At 36.6% G+C, this 14,032-nt stretch carries 12 protein-coding genes and 1 tRNA gene; 4 read left to right on the forward strand and 9 right to left on the reverse strand.

Features of this window, described 5'->3' with window-relative positions; translation table 11 throughout:
* Window positions 1-5 precede the first annotated feature (5 nt).
* The 5 genes from D1094_RS09670 to tkt all read right to left on the reverse strand — a co-directional run bounded on the left by D1094_RS09670 (window position 6) and on the right by tkt (window position 7,022).
* Window positions 6-929 (reverse strand): YdiY family protein, encoded by a 924-nt coding sequence (locus D1094_RS09670; RefSeq protein WP_259337895.1) that lies wholly within the window; start codon window positions 927-929, stop codon window positions 6-8.
* A 189-nt stretch (window positions 930-1,118) separates the two neighbouring features.
* Window positions 1,119-2,183 carry a class II fructose-bisphosphate aldolase gene (fba, locus tag D1094_RS09675; protein ID WP_118959909.1) on the reverse strand — a complete coding sequence of 355 codons (1,065 nt, stop codon included), beginning with the start codon at window positions 2,181-2,183 and terminating at the stop codon, window positions 1,119-1,121.
* A gap of 474 nt (window positions 2,184-2,657) precedes the next feature.
* The gene (locus tag D1094_RS09680) at window positions 2,658-3,833 is read right to left on the reverse strand and encodes a phosphoglycerate kinase (protein ID WP_118959910.1); all 1,176 of its coding nucleotides are present in this window, start codon (window positions 3,831-3,833) and stop codon (window positions 2,658-2,660) included.
* A 75-nt stretch (window positions 3,834-3,908) separates the two neighbouring features.
* Entirely contained in the window at window positions 3,909-4,958 is a 1,050-nt protein-coding gene (gene epd / locus D1094_RS09685) for an erythrose-4-phosphate dehydrogenase (RefSeq protein WP_118959911.1), read from the reverse strand.
* Window positions 4,959-5,033: 75 nt separating this feature from the next.
* Window positions 5,034-7,022: a transketolase gene (gene tkt, locus D1094_RS09690; RefSeq protein WP_118959912.1), complete on the reverse strand. Its 1,989-nt coding sequence runs from the start codon at window positions 7,020-7,022 to the stop codon at window positions 5,034-5,036.
* 668 nt (window positions 7,023-7,690) lie between these two features.
* Between tkt and D1094_RS09695 the strand changes: the two genes are divergently transcribed.
* Both D1094_RS09695 and D1094_RS18895 read left to right on the forward strand, forming a co-directional pair.
* Window positions 7,691-9,910 (forward strand): CHASE domain-containing protein, encoded by a 2,220-nt coding sequence (locus D1094_RS09695; protein ID WP_182440148.1) that lies wholly within the window; start codon window positions 7,691-7,693, stop codon window positions 9,908-9,910.
* Between the two features lie 135 nt (window positions 9,911-10,045).
* Window positions 10,046-10,180, forward strand: a complete 135-nt coding sequence (locus D1094_RS18895) for a hypothetical protein (protein WP_259337896.1) — start codon at window positions 10,046-10,048, stop codon at window positions 10,178-10,180.
* 98 nt (window positions 10,181-10,278) lie between these two features.
* On the opposite strand, the gene D1094_RS09700 is transcribed toward D1094_RS18895, so the two are convergent.
* Window positions 10,279-10,354: transfer RNA gene (locus tag D1094_RS09700), tRNA-Arg, on the reverse strand.
* 56 nt (window positions 10,355-10,410) lie between these two features.
* Window positions 10,411-11,592, reverse strand: a complete 1,182-nt coding sequence (locus D1094_RS09705) for a flagellar assembly protein FlgT (RefSeq protein WP_259337897.1) — start codon at window positions 11,590-11,592, stop codon at window positions 10,411-10,413.
* A gap of 258 nt (window positions 11,593-11,850) precedes the next feature.
* On the opposite strand from D1094_RS09705, the gene D1094_RS09710 reads away from it, so the two are divergent.
* Window positions 11,851-12,495, forward strand: a complete 645-nt coding sequence (locus D1094_RS09710; protein WP_118959914.1) for a FlgO family outer membrane protein — start codon at window positions 11,851-11,853, stop codon at window positions 12,493-12,495.
* 39 nt (window positions 12,496-12,534) lie between these two features.
* Entirely contained in the window at window positions 12,535-13,002 is a 468-nt protein-coding gene (locus D1094_RS09715) for an LPP20 family lipoprotein (protein WP_118959915.1), read from the forward strand.
* A 69-nt stretch (window positions 13,003-13,071) separates the two neighbouring features.
* On the opposite strand, the gene flgN is transcribed toward D1094_RS09715, so the two are convergent.
* Together flgN and flgM are read right to left on the reverse strand one after the other, a co-directional pair.
* Window positions 13,072-13,503: a flagellar export chaperone FlgN gene (gene flgN / locus D1094_RS09720; protein ID WP_118959916.1), complete on the reverse strand. Its 432-nt coding sequence runs from the start codon at window positions 13,501-13,503 to the stop codon at window positions 13,072-13,074.
* A gap of 197 nt (window positions 13,504-13,700) precedes the next feature.
* Window positions 13,701-14,009 (reverse strand): flagellar biosynthesis anti-sigma factor FlgM, encoded by a 309-nt coding sequence (gene flgM, locus D1094_RS09725; protein ID WP_118959917.1) that lies wholly within the window; start codon window positions 14,007-14,009, stop codon window positions 13,701-13,703.
* Between the last annotated feature and the right edge of the window lie 23 nt (window positions 14,010-14,032).

The following is a 14,032-nucleotide window of genomic DNA, read 5'->3' on the forward strand; positions in this document are numbered from 1 at the left end:
GTCCCTTAGAAACTATAGACAAGAACCGCAGCGGTTTGCGTATCGGTATTTGCTTTGTCAGGGTCGACTTTAGAATTATAATCGACAATAAAGCTCAACTTTATTTGCAGAGAGTCAATAAGTTTACTGGTTAATGAGGTTTCAGATTTATAAAGACTATTCTCGCCTTTTTCAATAGCATGCTTTGCTACGAGTAATTGTTTAAATTCAATATGCTCATTAACTTTTTGAATATATAACGCTTGAGCTTGTAGTATTAAGCTATCGCGGGTTTCACTGCCAATACCTTCTTCACGTTCTGTGGCAGTTGGCCTTGTAACATCTCGTTTAAAGCCAGGACCAACATCGGCATCAAAACTTGCTGTTGATGTCTCATACCAGCGACGTCCCCAGCCGGTTGAAAGTGAGGCTTGGGAATCAAAGCTTGAAAAACGGTTTTCTTCATAGAAAAGGTTTCCATAAAGATAGTTTCGCTTAGTACTGTTAATAGTATAGTTAGTTTGTGTTACAACACTCCATTTGTTGTCAGTAGTTTCGTAACTTTCTTCACCTTCGCTATTAAGTACTTCTGTTTTCTTTAATAAGGCATCAAAAACAAATAAACTACGCCATAATTTTTGTTCGTACCTGAAGTCTAACCCCGCCTTTACATCACCACTTTTAGTGTTACCTGTTTGATAAAGCAGGCCTAATTGTGCTGAAGCAGAAAAGCTTGCCTTTTTTTCTGCGATAATTTTCTCAGCCTGTTCAAGGCTTGTTAATATGTCAGCCGCACTCGCTTGTTTAGCGTGATTAATACTCTTCTCTACTGCGTTGTCAGGGTATTTAGTTGCTTGAACACTACTTGTAAATAAAGATGAAATGACAAATATGAGTGAATAATTGAAATAATGATTCATGACTTGATGCTTGATATCCGATAGCTGCATAACTATTTACTAAATGGAAATAATTATTACCGTAAAGCGAACTATTATAACGAAGCTTATTATGGAAGTGCAATGATAAATATTTTACTAAAGTGTAGCGAAATACAATGTTATGGTGAGTGGTAAATTATGAGAGATACAATAAAAAAGGGCCGAAGCCCTTTTAGCGAAAACCTTAATAGATTACCGTTATTTTACTAAGGCTTTTAACTCACCTTTTTCATAGAGATCAAACATAGTGTCTAATGAAATTGGTTTAATTTTATCAGCATTGCCAGCAGTACCAAAAGACTCATAACGAGCAATACAAATATCTGTCATAGCTTCAGTTGTTTTAGCTAAGAATTTACGAGGATCAAACTCGCTTGGGTTTTGTGCTAAGAAACGACGAGTTGCCCCAGTAGAAGCTAAACGTAAATCGGTATCGATGTTAATTTTGCGTACGCCATGCTTAATACCTTCACAGATTTGCTCAACAGGTACACCGTAAGTTTCTGGAATAGCACCACCAAATTCATTAATTACTGCTAACCAGTCTTGTGGTACTGAAGATGAACCGTGCATAACTAAGTGTGTATTAGGAATACGTTTATGAATTTCTTTAATGCGATCAATCGCTAGAATATCGCCTGTTGGCGGGCGCGTGAATTTGTAAGCACCGTGTGAAGTACCACAAGCTATTGCTAAGGCATCAACCTGAGTTTTGTTAACGAAGTCAGCAGCTTCCTCTGGATCTGTTAGCATTTGCTCCATGCTAAGTTTACCTTCAGCGCCAATGCCATCTTCTTCGCCCGCTTCACCAGTTTCTAAAGACCCTAAACAACCTAATTCACCTTCAACGGATACGCCACAGGCATGAGCCATTTCAACGGTACGGCGTGTTACATCTACATTATATTCATAACTTGATGGTGTTTTACCATCATCCATTAATGAACCATCCATCATGACTGATGAAAAACCCAATTGGATAGAACGTTGACAAACTGACGGCGAAGTACCGTGATCTTGATGCATCACAACTGGAATATGAGGAAACTCTTCAATTGCAGCTAAAATTAAATGGCGTAAGAAAGGAGCACCAGCGTATTTACGAGCACCAGCTGAACCTTGCAAAATAACAGGGCTATTGGTTTTATCAGCAGCGATCATAATCGCACGTACTTGCTCTAAGTTATTTACGTTAAATGCTGGAATACCGTAACCATTTTCTGCCGCATGATCAAGCATTTGGCGCATTGAAATTAAAGCCATTTACTTACTCCTAGATAAGTTTTGTTGTAATGGATGAAAGTTTTTACTTAATTGCGCAGAATTATAGCAAAACGAAAGCTTATCTTACAGAATAATTTGTTAAAACTTGCGTTTTAAACGGTTTGGTTTAGTAGGTATGTATTTTGTTCGATTATAACAACAATTCAAGATAGGCTAAACGCCAATAGTGCTTTGCTTTATCTTTATGAATTAAAGTTTACTACTCTCTTTAGCTTAGCTTTCGTTTTTGTTTTCGGTTAGTTTCGTTTTGCTTCGTTTTGTTTTTGTTTTATTCGGTTTTCATACGGTGGTTTTTATGTTAATAACAAAATGACGGGAATAAATTTAGTAAGAAATGAAATAATCCGTATATCTCAGTGAGAACAATATTTTGGGCATAAAATAAGCGAGTGCTCAAAAGAACTCGCTTATTTAAGATTTATTGTTGAGCGTTATTATAAAATGGCAGGTTATTTATTTTGCTCGTTGCTCTAAGATTTCAACAGCAGGAAGTTTTTTCCCTTCTAAGAACTCTAAGAATGCACCACCGCCAGTCGATATATAAGATACCTTGTCAGCAATATTATATTTATCAACGGCAGCTAAAGTATCGCCGCCACCGGCAATTGAAAATGCAGAGCTATTAGCGATAGCCTGAGCAATGATTTTTGTACCTTCACCGAACTGATCAAATTCAAATACGCCAACAGGGCCATTCCACACGATAGTCCCCGCGTTAGCAATAATTTCAGCAAGAGCGTTAGCTGAATCAGGGCCAATATCAAATATCATGTCATCAGATGACACGTCAGCAACACTTTTTAACGTAGCCGTTGCAGATTCAGAAAATTCTGTACCAACTACGACATCAGTAGGTACAGGAATGTCACCATTATTAGCTTTCGCTTGCTGAGTTAAACGTGTTGCTTCTTCAACAAGGTCTGCTTCAAATAGTGACTTGCCAACATTGTTGCCTGATGCTGCAATAAAAGTATTTGCAATACCGCCACCAACAACGAGTTGGTCTACAATGGATGATAAAGAATCTAATACCGTTAACTTAGTCGATACTTTTGAACCGCCTACTATAGCAACTAGAGGGCGAGCAGGGTTGTCTAATGCCTTGCCAAGTGCTTCTAGTTCACCAGCAAGTAAAGGTCCTGCACAAGCTTTAGGTGCATATTTTGCAACGCCATAGGTGCTGGCTTGAGCTCTATGGGCAGTGCCAAAAGCATCCATAACAAAAACATCACAAAGTGCAGCAAGCTTTTTCGCGAGTGCTTCATCGTTTTTCTTTTCACCTTTGTTGAAGCGAACATTTTCAAAAATAACCAATTCTCCAGCAGCAATGTCAACACCGTCTAAGTAGTCTTTTACTAATCTGACAGGGTAGTTTAACGCGGCGGCTAAATAATCAACCACAGGTTGTAATGAAAACTCGTCATTCGCTTCTCCTTCAGTAGGGCGACCTAAGTGAGACATAACCATCACTTTAGCCCCGGCTTCTAATGCAAGTTTTAATGTGGGTAATGCAGCGCGTAAACGAGCGTCTGATGTGATTTGTCCATTTTTTACAGGTACATTTAAATCTTCACGAATCAAAACGCGTTGGTCGTTTAGTGTTAAATCTGTCATTTTTATCACTGACATGCTGATCTCCAAAATTTAGTTATCGGTAAGTAATTAAAGCTAATTAAGTTATTTAATTTAATTAGCTTTCTATGTTTATTTCATTTGTCGTGCTGTATCTAGCATTCTGTTTGCGAAACCCCACTCGTTATCACACCATACTAACATTTTGATTAAGCGTTTATGGCTAACACGGCTTTGACTACCATCTACAATACAAGAATGTGGGTTATGGTTAAAATCAATAGAAACTAGTGGCTCTTCGGTATAAGCAAGAATGCCATTTAGACCCCCTTGCTCAATTGGTAATACTTGTGCTTTTTGAATAGCCTTGTTTATATCGTTTATGGTTACGTCTTTGTTGACGGTAATACTTAAATCCATTGCCGTAACATTTACCGTAGGCACTCTTACGGCAATTGCCTCAAAACGCCCTTTAAACTGAGGTAAAATACGCTCTATACCTGCTGCCAATTTGGTATCTACTGGTATAATTGATTGGCTAGCTGCACGAGAACGCCTTAAATCAGGGTGATATGCATCAATAACTTGTTGATCATGCATTGAAGAGTGAATCGTGGTAATGGTACCGCTTTCAACACCAAAGGCTTCATCAAGAACCTTAATAACGGGTACAATACAATTAGTTGTACAAGAGCCATTTGAAACGATTCGATCGTTTTCAGATAGGCTTTGATGATTAATGCCATAAATAATGGTGGCATCTAGGTCTTGGCTACCAGGGTGCGAAAATAAAACTTTTTTAGCACCTTGCTCTATATGTATTAAGGCATCGCTTTTACTGCCAAACTTGCCCGTACAATCTAACACCAAATCAATATCTAACGCTTTCCATGGAAGGTCGCTTAGTGACTTATGATGACTTAATATTATTTCATCAGAGCATGGCTTATTTTTGCTAAAGCCGTTGTTGCTTATTTGTAACGATTGCTCGTTATGAGAAACAGTAAATGGAAATTGCCCGTGCGTTGTATCGTATTTTAATAAATGAGCGATGCCTGAGGCAGGCGCTAATTCATTAATCGCAACTAAAGTGAACTCGTCTGATCTGCCGCTTTCATATAATGCTCGAACAATACTGCGGCCAATACGGCCAAAGCCGTTAATAGCTATTCTAATGGTCATGTAATCACTAAGTTAGCAAGAATTTGCTGTAGAAAAAGTAACAAGGCGGGTTAATTGCCCGCCTTGTTGTTTTGCTTAAAGTTGATTAACGGTATTAACAACGTTATCAACAGTGAAACCAAAGTGCTCTAATAATATATTACCTGGAGCTGATTCACCAAAGGTAGTCATACCAACAACAGCACCCTGTAATCCAACATATTTATGCCAGAAATCGACATGAGCTGCTTCAATGGCAACACGCTTTGTTATTGCAGCAGGTAGAATTGATTCTTTATATTCTTTACTTTGTGCATCAAATACATTGGTTGAAGGCATAGAAACAACACGTACTTTTTTGCCTTGCTCTGTTAACGCTTTAGCTGAATTAAGTGCTAGTGAAACTTCAGAGCCAGTCGCAATCAATATGACATCTGCTGTACCTTCACAATCAGAGATAACATAGCCACCTTTTTCGATACTTGAAAGCTGTTCGGCGTTGCGAGAAACCGCAGGCAGTCCTTGGCGACTAAAGATTAGTGCTGTTGGTGCTTTTTGGTTTTTAACCGCAGCTTTCCATGCAACTGCTGATTCTGTCGCATCACATGGGCGCCATGTCGTTAAATTTGGTGTTGTACGTAAGTTAGTTAATTGCTCAATAGGTTGGTGAGTAGGGCCATCTTCGCCTTGACCGATTGAATCATGAGTGTATACAAAAATGTTTTGTATACCCATAAGTGCAGACATACGTACTGCATTACGTGCGTATTCCATAAACATCATGAAGGTTGCACCGTAGTTGATGAAACCACCATGTAAAGAGATACCATTCATGATACCGCTCATACCAAATTCACGTACACCGTAGAAAATATAGTTACCAGCAGGATCTGTTTCGATACCTTTTGAACCAGACCATAACGTAAGGTTTGAACCTGCTAAATCTGCAGAGCCGCCTAACATTTCAGGTAAAACGTTACCAAACGCTTCAATAGCATTTTGTGAGGCTTTACGTGACGCGATATTTTCACCATTGTCGTGACACTGCTGAATGAAGGCATTCGCTTTACCTTCAAAATCTTTCGGTAATTCGCCTTTGATGACTCGACGTTCAAATTCATTGGCGAGCTCTGGGTATACAGCTTGGTAAGCGGCAAACTTTTCATTCCAGTTAGTTTGGCTTATTTGGCCCTTGGCTTTTTGATCCCATTGGCTGTAAACATCTGTAGGAATATCAAATGGTGCATGCGACCAGTTCAATTTTTCACGTGTTGCAGCAATTTCTTCATCACCTAACGGAGCACCATGACAGTCATGTGTACCTTCTTTATTTGGTGAACCAAAACCAATAATAGTTTTGCAGCAAATCATACTTGGCTTATCGGTCACTGATTTTGCTTCAGTGATTGCATTGGTGATTGCTTGTGCATCGTGACCATCAACGCTGATTACATGCCAGCCATATGATGCAAAGCGAGCAGGGGTGTCATCAGTAAACCAACCTTCAACTTCACCATCAATTGATATGCCATTGTCATCCCAAAAAGCGATAAGTTTACCCAGACCAAGCGTACCGGCAAGAGAACATGCTTCATGAGAGATGCCTTCCATTAAACAGCCATCACCTAAGAAACAGTAGGTGAAGTGATCAACAATGTCATGCTCTGGACGGTTAAATTGTGCAGCTAAAGTTTTTTCAGCAATAGCCATACCAACGGCATTTGAGATACCAGCGCCTAGAGGTCCTGTAGTTGTTTCAACACCAGGTGTATAACCATATTCTGGATGACCTGGAGTTTTAGAATGTAATTGACGGAAGTTCTTTAGATCATCAATAGATAAGTCATAACCGGATAAATGCAATAATGAATAAATAAGCATTGAACCATGACCGTTTGAAAGGATAAATCGATCGCGATCAGCCCAGTTTGGATCTGATGGGTTATGCTTTAAAAAGTCACGCCAGAGAACTTCGGCAATGTCTGCCATTCCCATTGGTGCACCAGGATGCCCTGATTTTGCTTTTTGTACAGCATCCATACTTAAAACTCGAATGGCATTTGCCAACTCTTGACGCGACGACATAGTAGCTCCAGTCTTTATTTATAAGAATGCAAGGTTTCTAAAATCCAGCTTCTTATAATTATTGTTAATAATAATTGAATTTCGAAGCCATATTTTCCCTTACCCAGCGCATCAGCGCAAATTTAATTACATTATTTTTTATATTATTTTAATTTTAGTTAAGTCATAAGGTGAATATGATTAGAGCGTGTTTACCTTTGTTTAATAATTCAGCTGAGAGATCCCCCTATACATTAAGGTAAAGTTGTGTGGTTTAGGCAAGTAAATCAGCAGTTTTTAACGCAGCATAAAGAAGGGTTAACCTCATCGCTATGGGCAATTGCTATTTTGAACATTAAAATGAGGTTTTTAGAAAGAAACTCATTATTTTAAATCGTTAGGTAGAGTGATGAGTAAACAGTGGTTTCACTTCTTACTTGCAATCAATATTTATTATGGTGAAGTTTAACTCTGTGTACAGTTAATAATTGTTTATAAGGTAAACTCTGATAGTATCAAATTAGTCTTATGATATTTAGCGCATTTTAGTTTTTATGTTATTCAATCGCATCCAACAATTTTTAGTCACGGCCATTATATTCTTCTCTACTTGTGTCGGCGCTTTGTTGATTATGACTCCCTTCTCTTTTGTCAATTACGTTGGTCCAGCTGCAGCCGTGGCAAGTTGCTTGATAATAATCTGGGGTAATGTTGCTTTTGTTTCCGTTTTGTTAATGAGTGCGCTATTACCCATTTTTTCTTATTATTATTTTGAAGATGGCGTAGATATATCTTTGATTTTGATTTCTACATTGGCTATTTTTCTGCAAAGTTATTGGGCTAAACAACTAACTTATAAATACGTGTTTTATAAAAAATGGTTGAAATCTAGGCGCTGGTTGTTTGCATTTTTACTAAAGGTTGGACCTTTAGCAAGTTTAGTTTCGGCTTCAGCTGTTTTAGTTATCTCTATCTTAGATAATAAAGTATTAACAGGTTCTTTTCTTTATACCTTTTTATCAGCTTGGTCGAGTAGCTTATTAATTGCGACTTTTTTTGTGCCAACCATGTTACTTCGCCAAGAGCGAGATTCAATGGTTTTTCATGTTAGTAGAAAGCTTTATATTTTGTTGGCTTCCTTTATAGGTGCCTTTGCTATTTTACTGATCATTAAAACATCACAAGATGAGCAGCAATTAGACAGAGCAATGCAATTTGAAGCAGAACAAGCTGAGGTTGTATCGATTATTCAACATGAAATAGAGGAAGTTTCAAAGAAAGTAAATAGTTTATCGGCGTTATTCAAAGCAAGCCAAGAAGTTACGCTTAATGAGTTTAATGTCTTTAGTAAAATTATCTTAAACGAACACTATAGCATTAGGGCATTAGAATGGGCGCCCTTAGTAAATGGATCGCAAAGAAAAACCTTTGAAGAGCAAGCGAGTGAACTTTTTCAGCAAAACTTTATAATTAAAGAGCGACAAAAAGGAAATAATTTAAAGCCATCAAGAAATCGAGAACAATATGCACCTTTATTTTATATTTACCCTGGTGAAGGAAATGAAGTCGTATTAGGTCTTGATGTTTATTCAAATCCTAAAAACGCATTATCAATGACCAGTGTTTTTCATAGTGATGAAATTTTAGCAAGTGCACCCATAACTTTAATCCAAGATGATCACACGAAACCCGGAGTGTTGTTTACCAAAGCTGTCTTTAAGCATAAAGAGCGAGAAGTAACGAGCAGAGAGTTAACTTATGAACAACCTAAGAAACAACATGAATTACTTGGCTTTATTGTCGCTGTTGTTCAATTTGATGAACTATTACAAAAGTTAGATGAAAGAAAAAATAATAAAGTGAAGTTCATGATTAAAGACGTTTCAGTTGTAGAGCCGTATTTATTATATGGTAAAACCTTAACACGAGATAACAGACTTCATGACTTCTCTGAGCTATCGGTTTTTTCTCGGCTTTGGCGTATTGAATTTGCAGAATCACAACCATGGTTTATGCAAAGTAAATCATTAAAAACTTGGGTTATTCTCATTGGTGGCACTTTAGGAGGGTTCTTTTTTCAATTAATGATTCTGATGATGGCGGCTTACTCGAGTGAGTTAACTTTGCAGGTTGATTCTAAAACTCGGGCATTAGAACTTGCTAAGGAGCAATCAGAACGCAGTAGTACCGCTAAAATTCAATTTTTAAGAACGTTAAATGACGAGTTACGCCTTCCTCTTAATGCAATAAGAGCATTTTTAGAGCAATTCAAACGAAAAGGAATTAATAATAAGCAAGTTTTAGGAATTAATCATGCGTCTAATAATATAGAGCAATTGTTAAATACTATGATGGATTTATCGGATATAGAGTCAGGTAGTATACCCGTAAAAAGTGTGCCTTTTGATTTTTATGGTTTTATAGAGCGCATGGAATTAATGATTAAAGCAAATAACTTGATGGCTGGAAAGTCGGTTTTCTTTTTAATAGATAAAGAGGTTCCCCATTACATAAACAGTGATGAGTTGCGTATTCAAAAAATGCTAACAGCTTTTATTAAAAGTGCTCAGCAAGTTTTTAATACTGATAATTTAAGGTTATCCATAAAAGTTCATGCTCACCATAAACGAAGTGCAACGTTATTTTTTATCTTTTCTCATCAAGATGAGACGACCGCCGCAGATAGCGATGAAGTTTTAAAAACTATTTCTAAAACGGATCTAGCTACTTACAGTACTTCTATGGCCATGGTAAAAGAAGTTAGTCAGTTGCTTCAAGGTAATATAAGCCTAGGTATGTTAGATTCTGGAGGAGGGATGTTAAGTGCTTCAATACGAGTAAGTATTACTTCAGAAGAGGAGCAAAGAAAGGAGCAATCTAATTCATTTGATCAAAACATGGATACTTAATTAAAAAATACTGTTTGATTTTTAAACATTTAATTTCCCCTACGTATTGATATTTATCTAAAAATCAATTAGATTTTTGATTCGCTGTAAAAGTAAGCAAATTAATAATAATGAATACAGCTAATAGGTAATAAAATGAATAAGTCATCATCAAGAGGGTTAAAGCTAACTACGGTGATATTTGCAGTACTAATAATGGCAGTTTCAGCAATACTTAGTACAACCTCTGTAGCCGATGACATGGATGTGGAACAATCCCAATCAGAATAATTTTATTCTAAAGATTGTAAGGCTAAATATAAAAGATATTAGCCCTATACTGTAAAGTGTAGGGCTTTTTTATGTTCGCTATTTATCGTTAGTTATAGTGGCGTCCCCACCAGGACTCGAACCTGGAGCAGCGGCTTAGGAGGCCGCAGTTTTATCCAGTTAAACTATGAGGACATAAAGCAAATTGTAACTGAAGATTATTCAGATACAATACTTTTTAGTAATATGCCCTAATACCTGACAACTAAATCATCTACCTGAATATTGCCAAATAAACTGTTGTTAGATGTTTTAGCCACTGCGGTCTTTTGGCTTAATTGAGTTACCTTAACTTTAAAGGGGCTAGTATTAAAGCCAGTATAGTTCTTACCGTTATTACTGGTAAAGTTTTGGCGTTGTAAAATAGTAAACTCATCACCAATTTTTACTCCATGTTGTCTACCTAAGTCAAAGGTAATTTGATTACCTGTTAGTTGAATAATGTTACCTCTGCTTGGCTCACACATAATGTTCTCATCAATATGTTTAACCACTTTTTCAAGAAGCGTATTAATCATGGTGCCATATTCACTTTGCCAAAACTTTGTCGCAAAAGGGTCAATAGTTTTTCTTTTTGTAAACTCCCAAGGGGCAGAGTCTTGGTATTCCTCTTGCCACACTAACTCACCATTGATCCCATTATATAAATAAAAATTCATAGCTAAATTTCGAGGGTAAATACCTTGTTGCCAAACTTTCCAACTATTGGTAGCTTCTTTTTCAAAAGAGATATCATTTATTTCACTAAATAAGATGTACTGGCTGTTTGATGATTGTGCAAGAGCTTTAGATAACTCTGCGATTTCATCATAAGCTAAGCTATTATTTAAACGCGAAAACTGGGTTTTATTGTGAATAATATTGGTATGTGTTGTGTAACTAGAATGTTTATTAAGTTGTTTGCTTAGTTGTAGAGGTATTGCCTTATCTATTGCGTAAATTTTACCAACATTCGCTTGTTCTCTATGCATAATATTACTTTTAGTCAGTAATAGAGATTTCTTGAAGTTTACGGCAAAACATTTTCGTTCTTGAGGAAATATATCTGCTCTAATGGTAACCGTAATGAGATCGCCGTTGTACATTTCATCGACAATTTCAATTGAGTTAACACTGCCGGTAGCCCTAACATTAAGTTGGTCTTGAGTTAGTAAACCATTGATAACTTGCTGTACACTCGATACGCTTGCTCCAGCTATAAGGAGTGCTTTTTTTAAAGCATTCTCCATAGCTTTTGTGCGAGCTATTTCTACTGTATTCTTATCTAATCTAGCGTGACCTTGTGTCTCATACCATTGCGCATGAGTTGTTGTAGGTAAAGTAAATAGCACAAGGATCATACTAAGTAATAGTGTTTTTTCCCAATAATTCATGATGATAAATCTCACAACTCTTGTTTTGATGAGTGGTTAATTTCAGCTGTTTCTGTATTGAAACGTAATAATATTGCGATGCATTAATTATGCCTACTTAAAGTTATTAAAAATCTTCTCCTTTTTTATTTTGTATTTTTTGATGGTTTGGCGTAAAAACTGCATTAGTTTTTGGCAAATAGTTAGCTTTAACCGAGTTAAGCGCAAATACTTGATGTTATGTACTCAGGTAGAAATTGCTTTTATAAGGGGAACACCATGAAAAAATGGCTTATACCATTATTGTTACCTGCTTTATTGTCGTGTGAAACCACGAATGATGATGGGTTTTATCAATCTACAAAAGTTGATAGGGGAGAAATAGATAGTTATAACCTGCCTAAGCATGCCATTAATGATGTGGTAAAAGGTTTAGCTTATCAGATGCTTGAGAGCAGTAGCTTTGTAAATGCTAAAACTCCTGTTGCCGTTACGTCATTCGTTGAGCTTTCATCTTTAGAAAGTACAAACTGGTTAGGTAACCAATTGGCTGAAAGCTTTGTACATGAGCTGCAAAGACATGGCTTAGTAGTTATTGATTATAAAACGACAGGTCATATTAGGGTAACTAAAAGTGGTGATTATGTGTTTAGCCGTGATTGGAAAGAACTACCTGAACGTCAGATAATTGACTATGTTGTTGCCGGCACAATGGTTGAGCAAGAAAGTGGCATACTGATTAATGCAAGAATGATCGGTATTCAATCAAAAGTTGTTGTTGCTACTGCACAGTCATTTATTCCTAATTGGGTTCTTGGTGATGAAGTAAATCCTGATCAAAATGTAAAAATGAAGGATGGTATGTTAATAAGAACAAACAACATGCTGGTGGAAGATCAACGCGCAGTGAGTATTCAAAATTAATGATATTGAATTTACTTCATTAAGTGATGGGAAATAATTATGTTTTATAAACACTTCAGAGTAACTGTGATACTAATAGCAGGGGTATTTTTATCTGCATGTTCAAGTTTGTATGATAAACATGTTGAATGGGAAGCGGTAAAACCTGAAAGTTTCCCTGTACTTAACGGAATAGGATATGCTCCAATTAGCTTACAAAATTCAACACATGAAACTCAGCGAATGTTAATGGCTATTAAGGCATCTAAACTTGCAGCCTATGCTGAATTAGCTGAACAAGTTTACGGTCAGCAAGTAAGTGGTAATACGACAATGGCCGATCTTTTAATTAACGATGATCGTTTATCTGCATCAGTGAGCGGTATTATAAGAGCTGCAAAAGTCGTCAAAAGCTACCCTGTTGGCGATACTTATACGACGGAGTTACAACTTGACTTTGAAGATGTTTATACGATTTATCAGGCAAGTTTGAACAGAAAAGAAATTAAAGAAGTCACTTATTTTTAAGTAAATCTCATCAACTACCTTTGTCTATTTAGCGAGATTAATGGTTCTGTTAATCTCGCAAATATCATTTTACGCTTTTATTCCTATACTTGATAACCCACCGCTTTTCTTACCTTTACTATCATACGTAATAGTATTTTTTGTGTGGTTTTCCAATAAGCTTGTTTTCATGCGCTCAACGGCGAGTTGAGATTGTTGGATGATTTGTCCGTTCACTAGGTTTTGTTGTTGGCATTGTGATAATAAGTCTGTTATTTCAGCTAGTTCATTATCTAATATTCCAGCGGCTTTATCTCTAGCGAATTGTTGATCTAAGCTAATGTGTTTATCAAGTGATTCAATAGCAAGAAGTTGCTGATTTTTTTCTTGGCTTATAGTGACGAGAGCTTCAGGATCGTGCTGTTGAAGCACTTGTTTTTCAGTGATTATTAACTTCTCAAGTGTTTGCAATTGTTGTAATTGTTGAGCAAGTAGTTGCTGAGGAGATAATCCTTGTGACATAAAATGACCTTTATTTATCAATGCGCTGTAATACCTACTACCATAAAAACAATTGCAGATAGAGTAAAGAAACAATTTTAGTTTAAGTCATTTCTTTTAAAGGCATTATCTAAATAAATTACAACTAGCTTAAGGAAAACTAACGCCAAAATAGAATGACTTTACTTAAATTTTACGAAAGATCATTGGCTATGTAATTACAGTAATTTAAACTCGAAATCAGCGAGGCTTGCAGCAAGTTTTTCAGGATTGACTTTGTAGTCACCTGAACTTATTGCTTTTTTTAGCTCATCTATTTTCTTCTGATCGATACCAGGGCCTTCAGTGGACTTTTTCTGCAATTCATTTAACTGTTTAGCTTGAGGGGTAATCGAAACTGAATCTTTACCAGCTGTTTTAACGTGACTCTGTGTATTAGCCATTTCAGATGCTTGCTGCTTAACCTGAGTTTTTTGGTTTTGCTGCACCTGATTTACGTTATTTAAGTTGTTGATATTTATAGCCATAATAATGTCCCGCGACAATTAAC

The sequence above is a fragment of the Colwellia sp. RSH04 genome, from assembly GCF_003545765.1.
Taxonomy (GTDB): domain Bacteria; phylum Pseudomonadota; class Gammaproteobacteria; order Enterobacterales; family Alteromonadaceae; genus Colwellia.

Bases quoted from the DNA above. Each gene is read 5' to 3' on its own strand.
- D1094_RS09715 (WP_118959915.1), top strand. From the start codon at position 12,535: ATGTTTTATAAACACTTCAGAGTAACTGTGATACTAATAGCAGGGGTA.
- D1094_RS09680 (WP_118959910.1), bottom strand. From the start codon at position 3,833: ATGTCAGTGATAAAAATGACAGATTTAACACTAAACGACCAACGCGTT.
- D1094_RS09710 (WP_118959914.1), top strand. From the start codon at position 11,851: ATGAAAAAATGGCTTATACCATTATTGTTACCTGCTTTATTGTCGTGT.
- flgN (WP_118959916.1), bottom strand. From the start codon at position 13,503: ATGTCACAAGGATTATCTCCTCAGCAACTACTTGCTCAACAATTACAA.
- fba (WP_118959909.1), bottom strand. From the start codon at position 2,183: ATGGCTTTAATTTCAATGCGCCAAATGCTTGATCATGCGGCAGAAAAT.
- D1094_RS09705 (WP_259337897.1), bottom strand. From the start codon at position 11,592: ATGAATTATTGGGAAAAAACACTATTACTTAGTATGATCCTTGTGCTA.
- D1094_RS18895 (WP_259337896.1), top strand. From the start codon at position 10,046: ATGAATAAGTCATCATCAAGAGGGTTAAAGCTAACTACGGTGATATTT.
- D1094_RS09670 (WP_259337895.1), bottom strand. From the start codon at position 929: ATGCAGCTATCGGATATCAAGCATCAAGTCATGAATCATTATTTCAAT.
- flgM (WP_118959917.1), bottom strand. From the start codon at position 14,009: ATGGCTATAAATATCAACAACTTAAATAACGTAAATCAGGTGCAGCAA.
- epd (WP_118959911.1), bottom strand. From the start codon at position 4,958: ATGACCATTAGAATAGCTATTAACGGCTTTGGCCGTATTGGCCGCAGT.
- tkt (WP_118959912.1), bottom strand. From the start codon at position 7,022: ATGTCGTCGCGTCAAGAGTTGGCAAATGCCATTCGAGTTTTAAGTATG.